The 11582-nt window shown below is 71.1% G+C and carries 13 protein-coding genes; 7 read left to right on the top strand and 6 right to left on the bottom strand.

Annotation, left to right across the window (positions count from 1 at the left end; translation table 11 throughout):
* Positions 1–600, bottom strand: a complete 600-nt coding sequence (pdxH, locus tag K8556_RS13810; RefSeq protein WP_223740531.1) for a pyridoxamine 5'-phosphate oxidase — start codon at positions 598–600, stop codon at positions 1–3.
* 71 nt (positions 601–671) lie between these two features.
* Here pdxH and glgA point away from each other — a divergent pair, with 71 nt between their 5' ends.
* Genes glgA through K8556_RS13795 form a run of 3 tightly spaced genes read left to right on the top strand, consistent with a single transcriptional unit; the run spans position 672 to position 3550 of the window.
* The gene (gene glgA / locus K8556_RS13805) at positions 672–2105 is read left to right on the top strand and encodes a glycogen synthase GlgA (RefSeq protein WP_223740530.1); all 1434 of its coding nucleotides are present in this window, start codon (positions 672–674) and stop codon (positions 2103–2105) included.
* A 36-nt stretch (positions 2106–2141) separates the two neighbouring features.
* On the top strand, positions 2142–3059 hold the full coding sequence (locus tag K8556_RS13800; protein ID WP_223740529.1) for a serine/threonine-protein kinase: 918 nt from the start codon (positions 2142–2144) through the stop codon (positions 3057–3059).
* On the top strand, positions 3059–3550 hold the full coding sequence (locus K8556_RS13795; protein ID WP_223740528.1) for a hypothetical protein: 492 nt from the start codon (positions 3059–3061) through the stop codon (positions 3548–3550). Before K8556_RS13800 ends, K8556_RS13795 begins: the two co-directional genes overlap by 1 nt.
* Positions 3551–3557: 7 nt before the next feature.
* On the opposite strand, the gene K8556_RS13790 is transcribed toward K8556_RS13795, so the two are convergent.
* The gene (locus K8556_RS13790) at positions 3558–4958 is read right to left on the bottom strand and encodes a hemolysin family protein (protein WP_223740527.1); all 1401 of its coding nucleotides are present in this window, start codon (positions 4956–4958) and stop codon (positions 3558–3560) included.
* 55 nt (positions 4959–5013) lie between these two features.
* Between K8556_RS13790 and K8556_RS13785 the strand changes: the two genes are divergently transcribed.
* Together K8556_RS13785 and K8556_RS13780 are read left to right on the top strand one after the other, a co-directional pair.
* Positions 5014–5817, top strand: a complete 804-nt coding sequence (locus K8556_RS13785) for a hypothetical protein (protein ID WP_223740526.1) — start codon at positions 5014–5016, stop codon at positions 5815–5817.
* A 63-nt stretch (positions 5818–5880) separates the two neighbouring features.
* Positions 5881–6885, top strand: coding sequence for a hypothetical protein (locus tag K8556_RS13780; protein ID WP_223740525.1), 1005 nt, complete (start codon positions 5881–5883; stop codon positions 6883–6885).
* 113 nt (positions 6886–6998) lie between these two features.
* On the opposite strand, the gene K8556_RS13775 is transcribed toward K8556_RS13780, so the two are convergent.
* From K8556_RS13775 to K8556_RS13765, 3 genes are read right to left on the bottom strand one after another with little or no spacing between them, the layout of a single operon-like run.
* Positions 6999–7922 (bottom strand): hypothetical protein, encoded by a 924-nt coding sequence (locus tag K8556_RS13775; RefSeq protein ID WP_223740524.1) that lies wholly within the window; start codon positions 7920–7922, stop codon positions 6999–7001.
* A 10-nt stretch (positions 7923–7932) separates the two neighbouring features.
* Positions 7933–8619, bottom strand: a complete 687-nt coding sequence (aat, locus tag K8556_RS13770; protein WP_223740523.1) for a leucyl/phenylalanyl-tRNA--protein transferase — start codon at positions 8617–8619, stop codon at positions 7933–7935.
* A 14-nt stretch (positions 8620–8633) separates the two neighbouring features.
* Positions 8634–9476, bottom strand: a complete 843-nt coding sequence (locus K8556_RS13765) for an LEA type 2 family protein (protein ID WP_223740522.1) — start codon at positions 9474–9476, stop codon at positions 8634–8636.
* Positions 9477–9532: 56 nt separating this feature from the next.
* On the opposite strand from K8556_RS13765, the gene K8556_RS13760 reads away from it, so the two are divergent.
* Both K8556_RS13760 and K8556_RS13755 read left to right on the top strand, forming a co-directional pair.
* Positions 9533–10177 (top strand): hypothetical protein, encoded by a 645-nt coding sequence (locus tag K8556_RS13760; RefSeq protein ID WP_223740521.1) that lies wholly within the window; start codon positions 9533–9535, stop codon positions 10175–10177.
* A 9-nt stretch (positions 10178–10186) separates the two neighbouring features.
* Positions 10187–10675, top strand: a complete 489-nt coding sequence (locus tag K8556_RS13755) for a hemerythrin domain-containing protein (protein ID WP_223740520.1) — start codon at positions 10187–10189, stop codon at positions 10673–10675.
* Here the strand turns inward: K8556_RS13755 and K8556_RS13750 are convergent.
* Positions 10656–11360 (bottom strand): hemerythrin domain-containing protein, encoded by a 705-nt coding sequence (locus tag K8556_RS13750; protein ID WP_223740519.1) that lies wholly within the window; start codon positions 11358–11360, stop codon positions 10656–10658. The two genes, K8556_RS13755 and K8556_RS13750, sit on opposite strands and share 20 nt — an antisense overlap.
* Positions 11361–11582: the final 222 nt, after the last annotated feature.

Below are 11582 nucleotides of genomic sequence, written 5' to 3'. Positions count from 1 at the left end.
TCAGGGGTAGAGCAACTGCGTCTTCCACCCCGCGCCGTCGCGCAGGTACACGTTGCGCTCGTGCAGGCGGCTGGGGCGGGCGTGCCAGAACTCGATGCGGTCCGGCACCACGCGGAAGCCGCTCCAGTGCGGCGGGCGCTCCACCGCGCGGCCCTGGAAGCGCGCCTCCACCTCCGCCACGCGCTGGTCCAACAGCTCGCGCGAGGGCAGCTCCTCGCTCTGGAGGCTGGCCCACGCGCCAATCTGGCTGCCGCGCGCGCGGCTCTGGAAGTACGCGTCCGCCTCCGCGTCGGACACCTGCTCCACCCGGCCCTCGATGCGGACCTGCTGCTCCAGGGGCTGCCAGAAGAAGCACAGCGCCGCGTACGGGTGCGCGCGGAGCTGCTGCCCCTTGCGGCTGTGGAAGTTGGTGAAGAAGACGAAGCCCCGCGCATCGAAGTCCTTGAGCAGCACCACGCGGGAGCTGGGGCGGCCCTGGTCGTCCACGGACGCCACGACCATGGCGTTGGGGTCCACGGGGATGGCGGCCTTCGCCTGGGCGAAGAGGTCGGCGAAGCGCTGGAGGGGGTCGGGTGGAATCGTCGTCACGCGGCGCACCATAGGAAACACCGCCTCGGCGCGCACGTTCGCGGTTGACTCCCTGTCGGGACTCGCACGCAATGGCGGGCCTCATGAAGATCCTCTTCATCGCCTCGGAGGTCACCCCCTTCTCGAAGACGGGGGGACTGGGCGACGTGGCCGGGGCCCTGCCCACGGCGCTCGCCGGGCTGGGGCACGACGTGAAGATCGTCACGCCCCGCTACCAGGACGTGCGCAACACCGGACACTTGGTGCCCACCGGCCAGTCCCTGGTGCTGCGCTTCCCCTTCGGCGAGACGGGCGGCCCCATCCTGTCCGCGCGCCTCACCGAACGCCTGGAGGTCCTCTTCCTGGAGAACGAGGCCTTCTACGGCGGCCGCAAGGGCCTCTACGGCGACGCGGGCGGTGAGTTCGCGGACAACCCCCGCCGCTTCGCCTACCTGTGCGTGGGCGCGCTCCAGGCCGCGCAGCGCCTGCGCTTCTTCCCGGACATCATCCACCTGCACGACTGGCAGACGGGCCTGGTCCCCGTGGCGCTGCGCCGGGGCTTCCAGGGCACGCCGCTCGGCCGCGCGAAGTGCGTCTTCACCATCCACAACCTGGCCTACCAGGGGCAGTTCCCCAAGCGGACCATGGAGGACCTGGGGCTGCCGTGGGACCTCTTCACGCCGGAGGGCGTGGAGTTCTACGACCACGTCAACTTCCTCAAGGCGGGGCTCGTCTACTCCGAAGCGCTCACCACCGTGTCGCCCACCTACGCGCGCGAAATCCAGACGCCGGAGCAGGGCTACGGGCTGGATGGCCTGCTGCGCCGCCGCTCGCACGCGCTCACCGGCATCATCAACGGCATCGACGCGCACGAGTGGAACCCCCGGACGGACGCCTTCCTGCCCGCGCGCTACGGCCCGGAGGACATGACGGGCAAGGCGGTGTGCAAGCGCGCCCTGCTGGAGCGCTTCGGCCTGCCCACGGAGGGCCACGCGCCGGTGTTCGGCATCGTCAGCCGGCTGGCGTGGCAGAAGGGCGTGGACCTGCTGCTGGAGACGCTGCCCGCGGCGCTCCAGGCGGACCTGAGGTTCGTGGCGGTGGGCAACGGCGACCCGGCGCTGGAGGAGGGCCTGCGGGCGCTCCAGGCCCGCTTCCCCAGGCAGGTGGGCGTGCGCATCGGGTTCGACCCGGAGCTGTCACACCTGGTGGAGGCCGGGGCGGACTTCTTCCTCATGCCCAGCCGCTACGAGCCGTGCGGCCTGAACCAGATGTATTCGCTGCGCTACGGTACGGTGCCCATCGTCCGGGCCACGGGCGGGCTGGTGGACACGGTGGAGGGGGGCCTGGACGGCAACGGCATCCTCTTCGAGGCCTTCCACCGCTCGGCGCTCCTGGCCGCCATCCGCCGGGCGCTCTCCCTGTACGCGGACCCCGCACGGCTGGGGGACTTCCAGGTGCGCGGCATGGGGAAGGACTTCTCCTGGACCGCGTCCGCCCGGAAGTACGAGGCCCTCTTCCACTCCCTGGTGGAGGAATAGTGGGGCCGCTCCCGGATCCGCGTTAATCTTGCCGCCGTGGCGGAAGCTCCGGACCTGGGTGGCTATGAAGTGGTCGGCCGGCTGGCGGTCGGTGGCATGGCCGAGGTGTATCAGGCGCGTGCCCGTGAGACGACCCAGCGCTCCCCGGGCGAGCCCGAGGAAGTCGTCATCAAGCGGCTGCACCCGTCCTTCCGCAACGACCCCGCGTATGTGAAGGCCTTCGTCGACGAGGCGAAGCTGACGGTGCGCCTGCGCAACGCGCACATCGTGCGGACGTTCCGGCTGTTCCGCGCCGGGCCGGACTACCTCATGGTGCAGGAGCTCGTGAGTGGCCGGACGCTGGGCTACATGCAGGAGCTGCTCATCAAGGCCGGCGCCGCCATGCCGCCGGAGTCCGCCTGCTACATCGCGTGGTGCATCCTCAAGGCGCTGGACTACATCCACCGCGCCAAGGTGGGGGAGAACGGCGCCACCATCGTCCACCGCGACGTGAACCCCGCCAACGTGCTCCTGGGCGTCCAGGGCGACGTGAAGCTCACCGACTTCGGCGTGGCGGAGGTGGAGGGGATGATCCGCGGCGACTCCGGGGCGCTGCGCGGCACGCTGCCGTACATGAGCCCGGAGCAGGTGCTGGGGCAGGCGGTGGACGCCCGCACGGACCTGTACGCGGTGGGCGTCATCCTCTGGGAGCTGTGGGCCGGCCGCCGCCTCTTCACCGGCGACAACGAGGCGCAGCTCATGCACCAGGTGCGCGATGCCCGCGTGCCGCTGCTCTCCACGCTGTCTCCGGACCTGCCGGACTACGCGGCGCGGGTGGCGCGCAAGGCGCTGTTCGCGGACCGGGCCCGCCGCTTCCAGACCGCGGCGGAGTTCATCAAGGCGCTGGAGGTGCTCGCGCGCCGCGCGGGCTGGCCCCTGACGGTGGAGGCGCTGCAGCCTCTGCTGGGCGGCTGATGCGCTCGCGCCGGGCGGTGCTCGGGCTGGGGCTGGCCGGCCTCTCCTGCCTGTCCGGCTGCCTGGGCGTGGTGCCCTTCAGCCCGCGCGCCTACGACGAGGCGGTGCGGGTGGAGGCGGTGGACGTGGCCTTCACGCGCGACGGCAGCGGGGCGCTCACGCTGAGGCTCCAGGTGGGAAACCCGTCCTCGGACGCGGCCACGCTCACGCGCGTGGACTTCGACCTGCGCGTGGACGGGCGGCGCGTGGCCACGGGCGAGCAGGTGATGGGCGTGCCCCTGGACGGCAAGGGCCGGGTCCCCCTGGAGGTCGCCTTCCCGCTGGCCGTGGCGCGCGGCGGTGGCCGGCCGGAGGCGGCCTCGCACGAGGTGCGGGTGGAGGGCGGCGTGGTGCTGCGCTTCGGGGGCTCCGAGCGGCGCGCGCCCTTCCGGGACGTGCGCTCGCTGGACCTCGCGTGGGTGCCGGGCGGGGAGTCCAGCCCGGCGCAGTGAAGCGGCTTCAGCCCTTGGCGTCCGGCGCCGCGCCGGAGTCCGGGGGCTGCCGCGGCGGGCCCCCCTGGCCGTCGTCCCGGGACGCCGGGACGCCGTCGCGGAGCTGTCCGTCCGCGAGGCCGGGCGCGGCGCTCTTGAGGCGGGACATCCGCACGCGGTCGATGCGGGCGCCCTCCTTGGTGGCCACGACGAACTGCCAGCCGTTGTACGTGAAGCGCTCGCCCACGTCCGGCAGGTGGCCCGCCAGCGAGGACAGGTAGCCGCCCAGCGTGTCGAAGTCGCCCTCCGGCAGCGGGAAGCCGAAGACCTTGGTGAACTGATCCACCTCCATGGCGGCGTCCACCAGCGAGCTGCCGTCGGCCATCTTCTCGACGAGCTTCTCCTCCACCTCGAACTCGTCGCCGATGTCGCCCACGATTTCGCGGAGGATGTCCTCCAGGGTGACGACGCCCATGAAGCCGCCGTACTCGTCCACGACCATGGCCATGTGGATCTTCCGCTTCTGCATGTCGCGCAGCAGGTCGCCCACGGGCTTCATCCACGGCACGAAGTGGGCGGGGCGGATGATGTCCTGCAGGACGATGAGCTCCGGGTGCTGGAGCAGCGGGATGAGGTCGCGCGCGTGCAGCACCCCGACGATGTGGTCCACGTCGTCCTTGTAGATCGGGATGCGCGAGTGGTTCTCCTCCGCCAGGATGCGCAGGACCTCATCCGGCGGCGTGGTGACGTCCACGGAGACGACGTCCGTGCGGTTGACCATCACGTCGCGGCAGCGCTTGTCGGACAGCTCGAAGATGGAGCGGATGAGCTGCGGGGCGCTCTTGTCCACCTCGTTGCGCGCGGCCTGGGCGGCGAGCAGCTTCTCCAGTTCCTCCAGGGGCGGGGGCGGCGGCTCGAAGCGCAGGGTGCGGCCCATGGTGCGGGCGCCCAGGTTGAGCATGCCCAGCATCAGGCGCATGGGCGGATAGAGCACCGCCACCAGCAGGGACACCAGGGCCGACAGGCGCAGCGCCCAGCGCTCCGGGTTGCCGTTGGCCAGGCCGCGCAGCGTCACCTCCATGAGGCTGGCCAGCACGCCCACGAAGAGGGCGCCCGCGCACACCGTGGCGATGGGCACCCAGGTGGCCTCCGCGTAGCGGCTGAAGTCCAGGAGGCGCGGCGGGACGAAGGCGCCAATGGCGGCGGCGAGGAAGCCGGACAGCACCATCCCCAGGCGCAGGGCGGTGGCGGCGGGCTCACGGTCCGTCTTGTGACGGAGCACCCGGCGCGCGGCGACACTCTTGCTCTCCTCCGCGAGCTCCTGGGCGCGCAGGTCGGACGTCCCATACAGCGCGGACTCCGCGGCGGCGACCAGGGACCTCATGAAGCAGAGGGCCAGGCAGGCGACCCAGAGGGTCCAGGTAGGCATAGGGGGTCGTTCTTATCCCGTGCTAGAGGGGCATACCACCCTGGCGGGAGGCACCATGCGGGGACGTCGGATGTACGTCATTGGCGGACTGCTGGGCGCGCTGGCGGCGCCCTCGGCGGCCCGGGCCTGGCCGGTGGACCAGGCCCTGACGCTGGAGCCCGGCAAGGAGACCTTCCAGAAGCTCACCGCCGTGGACTGGGCGGAGTCCGACGCGCCCAATGTCGTGACGGCGGAGGCGCTGGCCCAGAGCGGTGAGCTGCTCCTGACGCCGCACGCCGCCGGCATCGCGCGCGTGCTGCTGTACGCGGAGGGCCGCTTCGCGGTGTGGCGGGTGATGGTGGGGCCCATCGAGTTGCAGAACACCGGGTCGGAACTCGCGGCGGCCAGGAAGGCCTGCCCGGACCTGAAGGCCACGGAAGGCGCGGAGCGCGCCCTGACGGCGACGGTGAACGACAACGCCTGCCGGCTGGCGCTGCGCGCGTTCCTCAAGACGCACGCGTACCTGGCGAAGGAGCTGGAGCTGACGTTCGCGGTGCCGCAGCTCCAGGCGCAGTTGGAGGACTTCGCGGCGGGCATGCCGCCGGGGCTGACGGTGCGCTACAGCGGCGCGGGGCTGGTGTTGTCCGGGAAGACGGACCGCGAGGGCCACCGCAAGGCGCTGTGGGAGCTGTTCAACCGCGCCGTGGGCCGCGTGCCGCTGGAGGACCGCACGGAGGTGGAGGCGCCGCCGAAGCCGGACGACGCCGCGAAGCAGGAGGCGCTCGACGCGACGGTGTCGGACGTGCCGGGGGATGCCGGGGTGCCGCCCGCGCCGCCTCCGCCGGTGAAGCGCAAGCCGGCTCCGAAGAAGCCCCGCTGAGGCCTGGGGGGCGCGCCGGAGGGCAGCCGCTTGCGGTATGACCGTGGGTGGAGGTCCGACGGAATGACGAACGGAGTGAAGCGCGCGGGGTTCGCGCTGGTGCTGGCGCTGACGGTGGGGCCGGGGGCCGCGTGGGCGCAGGTGGATGAGGATGACGGCTCGGCGGTGGTGGTGGACATGCCGGAGCCGGACCGGGGCTGCCCGGTGAAGCCGGAGTTCCTGCCGATGACGCCCATGGGGCAGGTGGGCATCGACCGGCTGGGCTGGCTGGTGCACCAGGCCATCATCCCGTCCTCGAAGGACAAGTTCTTCCAGGCGGGGGCGCGCAGCCGCTCCGGGGTGAAGCCGGTGCCCATGGACCAGGCGAAGAAGCTGGGCGCGCTGGACACGGCGAAGGCGCCCATCTGGGTGTTCGGCAAGGAGAAGGCGAAGGCCTGCAAGGGCACGCCCATCGCGTACTGGGCGGTGCGGATGGGGACGGACGAGGACCGCCAGACGTACCTGATGGCGGAGCTGGCGACGGAGTGCGAGGTGCTGCCGCCCGGGCGGCTGGCGGGGACGCCCATCGCGCTGCGGCAGAAGGACGAGCCCACGGGGTGCGTGCTGCGCCGGCCCAACCGGAGCCTGATTGGCAAGGAGTCGGACGGCATTCCGCCGGACTACGCGGAGCACATCCCGCCGCAGGACTGCGCGGCGCCGGAGTGCGCGCGGCTGTGGGAGTACTTCGGCGTGACGGGCGACGAGGGCGAGGGCGCGTTCGACCTGACGGTGTCCTATCTGCACAAGAACGGCAGCAACCCGTGCAACTGGGCGACGGACGACCTGTCCATGTTGTTCGTGCGGGGGCGGGAGAGCACGGCGCTGACGCCGCTCAAGCCGGGAGGGCAGTTGTTCGGAGGCCTCTGGGACTTCAGCGGCCCGCGCTTCATCCTGAGCCGGGAGATGGGCGTGCTCTACGCGTACGACTACCAGAAGCTGAAGGCCGCGCCGAAGGCCGTGCGGTACGGGAGCCCCACGGAAGAGGACCTCATCCACGCGAAGCGCACGCTGTCGCCGTGCAAGAAGTAGCCGCGCTCACGCTGTGAAGCCCAGGCCCCTGGACGCCGCTGTCGGCCTCCAGGGGCAATCGACTGGCCGTGGGAGGGTGTCCAGGCGCGATACGCGCTCTGGCCGCGACCCGGCTACTGCGCGCTGGACCCGTGGTACGTCTTGCGCAGCTTCAGGTCCGGCACGTCCACCGTGCCGTTCTTGTTGTCCGTGCAGTACCAGAGCGCGCCGTGCGGGGCCTGGACGCCGCCCTTCTGCGTGCGCGTCAGGCCGTTGTAGACGGAGCCGGCGATGAGGTAGCGGAACACCTGCGGCGCGGTCGCGCTCACCAGCGTGTCCTTCTGCTGCATCTCCTTCCAGACCACGCAGTACTGCTTGAGCGCGGCCCAGGCACCCTTGGAGTAACGAGGGCTCCCCAGCATCCAGACCTCCAACTGGGGACACATCTCTCCTTCGCCGTCGTCCGCCGCGCCGTAGTCCATCGCCTCGCAGACCTCGTCCGCGCGGCTTTCGTTGAGCGTCACGTCGCCCTCCGCCTGCCAGCCGGTGAGCCGTGAGAGCTGGAAACGGCGCATCATCAGCGCGTCGTCCCTCGTCAGCGACGGCGCCATGAAGGCCTTTGGCTCCGGCAGGGCGAACGTGCCTCCGCCGTGCGGCCCCACGCCCGCGTCCATCACATAGCCGCCCCACGTGTACATGAGGAACAGCGACCACGCGTCCTTCACGAAGGCGCGGTACGAGGGCGGCGTCGCCAGCGCCAGGCCCCAGCCGAGGATGTCCGTCATCGCCGCGACGGCCCAGTCGTCCGACTCCTGGTACCAGTAGTACCAGCGATACGCCCGCGTGCCCGCCTTCGCCAGGAACGCCTGCATGCCTCGCACGGTGACGTTCGTGTGCGCGGCGAAGTCCCGCTCGTAGGCGGCGACGTGCGCGTCCAGGCACCAGAAATAGATTTTGACGCTCTGTCCCGCGCAGCGTGCCGCCAGGGCCTTCGGCGCGGTGATGTCGCGGTTGCGGTCCGCCGGAGGAGGGCCAATCCAGGTGTAGTGGACGTCCATCCGGTGGAGTCTACTCCGTCCACGGCCCCCGCCGCGTGGGCTCCTTCAACGCCTGCGCGAGCGCCGCCAGGAAGCGCTTGCGCGGCCAGGACTCGGCGCCGAAGCGCTCCAGGTGCTCGGTCTCCACCTGGCAGTCGATGAGCTGGAAGCCCCAGCCCTTGAAGCGCTCCACCGCCGTGGCGAACGCCACCTTCGACGCGTCCGGCGCCAGCGCGAACATGCTCTCCCCGAAGTACGCCGCGCCCAGCGACACGCCGTACAGCCCGCCCACCAGCACCTCGCCGTCCCACGCCTCCACCGAGTGCGCCAGCCCCAGCTCGTGCAACCGGATGTACGCCTGCTTCATCGCGTCCGTGATCCAGGTGCCGTCCTGCCCCGGCCGGTGCACGCGCGAGCATGCGTCGATGACCTTCGCGAACACGGTGTCGTAGCGCACCGTGTACGTGCCCCGGTTCATCACCTTGCGCAGCGAACGCCCCACGTGGATCTTGTCCGGCTCCAGCACGAAGCGCGGGTCGGGCGAGTGCCACAGGATGGGCTGCCCCTCGCTGTACCAGGGGAAGATGCCCTGCGAGTACGCGGCCACCAGCCGCTCCGGGCGCAGGTCTCCGCCCACCGCGAGCAGGCCGCTCTTGTCCGCCTTGGCGGGTGGGGGGAACAGCTCCGGCTCGTCGTCACTCAGCAGGTAGATGGGCACGCGTGCGCCCCAGTCTAGCGGGACACGTTGAGCTTCACGTCACCCTTGAGGAAGTAGGGGACCTGCAACAGGGGGCCCTTCAGCTCGCCCTTCACGCTGTAGGGCAGGACGCCCTTGCCGATGAGCGCCTTGACCCCCGGCCCCCAGGACTCGGCCGTCACCGCGACCTCCACCGGGTACACACCCGTGGCGGACGCATCCACCGAGTCCGCCTGCGCCGTGGTGCCCTCCTCCAGGGGCTTGTCCGCGATGACGACCTGGTAGGTCAGCGAGTCCAGCCGCAGCGGGAACGGGTTCGGGTTGCGCACGCCCAGCCGCAGGTTCATCTGCACCTCCTCCGGCGAATAGCGGGCCGCGTCCAGGCTCTCCACGATGACCTCCGGCAGCCGGGGCACGCGCACGGCGCGGCTGGCGGCGAAGGGCAGGGTCTCCTCACCGCCACCCGAGCGCACCACCAGCGTGCCGCGCAGCGCGATGAGCACCGTGCCGCCCTGGGCGCTCAAGCGGGCCAGGTCCTCCGGGCTCTTCACGTAGGCGGATTTCTCCTCGATGGAGAAGTCCGCGGGGGCCCCCGGCGCGAACGGCACGCCCAGCTTCGCGGAGCCCGTCTTCACCACCTGCCCGTCGGCGACGAGCTCGTAGTCGGCCCGCTCCACGACGCCGTTGGCGGTGCCGGTGATTTGTCCGGTGTAGCGCACGGAGGCGTCGGTGAGCCCCTGGGACACGACGGCGGTCTCCTGGGCCGTCAGGGCCGGGGGGCCGCCGGAGCGGACGGGCGCGGAGGCACACCCGAGGTGGAGGGCGAACAGCGCGGACACCAGGGCCATCAGGCAGGTCGAGCGATTCACAAAAGACATTCTGGGGAGGCCAGGGGCTGGTCCCAAGGGGATTTCCGCTAGACTGTCCACCAACCGTGGCTCCCCGACGTCCCAACTTCAACAGGACCCTGCGCTCCCTCATCCGGGACATCGCCGCGCGCATGCCCGAGTTCGGCCACGTGAAGGTGGGCCGCATCCTCATCGTCGCCGGAGAGGCCCGCCGGGCGTCGCGAGGCACGGTGAAGCCCTTGTGCTTCAAGGGGGGCAAGAGCATCGACAAGGCGGGGCGGCGCAAGCCGGTCGTGCGCATCCGGGGCCGCCGCATCCTGTACTGCATCACGCTCCGGCCCCTCTTCTTCCGGGGCTCCACCGCGAAGTCGCGGCTGGAGACGCTGATGCACGAGCTCTTCCACATCTCCCTGCGCTTCGACGGCACGCTGCACGCGGGCCGCCGCCACGCGAAGCTGGGCGCGGAGTTCGGGCGCCGCCTGCGGCCGCTGGTGCGCCGCTACCTGAAGCTGTGCCCGGAGGCGCTGCTCGCGGACCTGGCGTACTCCGGCGAGGTGCGGGTGCTGCAATGGCTGGAGCGTCCGGGCCCGGCCTACCACCCGCGCGCGTCGCACCGCCGCGTGCGCAAGGTCTACACGGAGGACCAGCTCTACTCCGGGGTGGCCCGCATGGTGACGCCGCGTCCGCGCGTGGCCCGCGAGGCCCACGTGCGCGACGACAAGGTGCACTGAAGGGCGTTGATGGCCGCGCCCACCGACTTCGTCAGCCTGGGAGTGCTCCACCGCGACCTGGAGGAGCTGTTCCTCCTGCACCAGGAGGCGCTGATGGGCATGGACCTGCCCGCCGCGCGTGAGCGGCTGGCGCGCTACCGCGAGGAGCTGACGCGGCACCTGGAGGCGGAGGAGGCGCTGCTCCTGCCGGAGCTGCCACGCGCTGGAAGGATCCGAGGCGCCGCGCCGGAGCTCTTCACCGGCGAGCACCAGCGCATGCGGGAGCTGCTGGCGAAGTGTCAGGAGGCCGTGGACGCGCTGGACGCGAGCGCTCCGGACTACCGCCGCGCCGTGCTCCGTGTGTTCGACATGGAGAGCACGTTCAAGCATCTGGAGCACCACCACTCGCTGCGCGAGGAGACGTACCTCTTCCCCGCGCTGGATGGCGTGCTGGGCGAGGAGGAGCGGCGGGCCCTGCTGGCCGCGTTCCTCGCGCGCACTATTTCTCCGAAGGAGTGAACCGGGCGAGGTCGTGGACTCCCAGCGCGCGCTCCAGTTGATCCACCTCCTTGAGCGCGTTCTCGAAACCATTGCTCCCCAGCAGCCGGTGCTCCTGCGCTTCGAAGCGCTCGCCCAGCTCCTGGAACTGCTTCTCGTCGAAGAGCTCACGGAACGCGGGGAACAGGACCGTGTCCTCGCGAGCGGCGTGCGGCTGGTACATGCGGATGAACTGCGTGAGCTGCCGCGCGACCGTGGCCCTCTGCTGGGGTTGGGTGAGGGCGTCGCGGCCTGAGGCCGCGGCGAGGATGGACGCGGTGAGCTTGCGCCCGGCGGCGTGTTGTTCGAGCAGCACCTGGACGAGCTCCTTCTGCTGGCCCGCCTTCACCAGCCGGGGGAACACCTCCGTCTCCTCTGTCTTCTCGTGGTAGTCCTCGCCGAAGCGGCGCATGAGCCGGGTGGCCTGGGCGAGCACCTCCGCGGGAGCCTTCTCTTCAGGCACGCCGAGGCGGCGAGCGATCTCCTCGTACATCAGGAGCGTGCGGCGGATGACGCCGTGCTCGCGCATCAGGTCCTCGGTGGCGTTCACCTCCGCGGGCCTGGACTTGCGCTCCGCCTTGGGCGCCGCGCTCACGGTGCTTCCAACGCCGAGCACGACCACCGTGGACAGGAAGCGGCGGCGGCTGGATGCCTCATTCGTGGACATGCCCCTTGTATGAGCCGCTGTCCCGCCAACTGAACCTGTCCGACAGGAGGTCTGCGCGGAATAAGCAGTCCTACGAGCCGCATAGAGGTGGGGTGACATCGCAAGAAGAAGCCCCCAGCGGGCCTGCGAGGCAGGCGAGCAGACACCGCGTCGCGAGGGACCCGACGCCACGCTTCAAGGCAGTGGAGCGCGAGGTGCTTGCCACCGCGGAACGACTGGTGC

This window comes from Corallococcus sp. AS-1-12 (genome assembly GCF_020036995.1).
Lineage (GTDB): Bacteria > Myxococcota > Myxococcia > Myxococcales > Myxococcaceae > Corallococcus.
The sequence above is the reverse complement of the archived record's forward strand: the minus strand, read 5'-3'. Positions and strand labels throughout refer to the sequence as shown.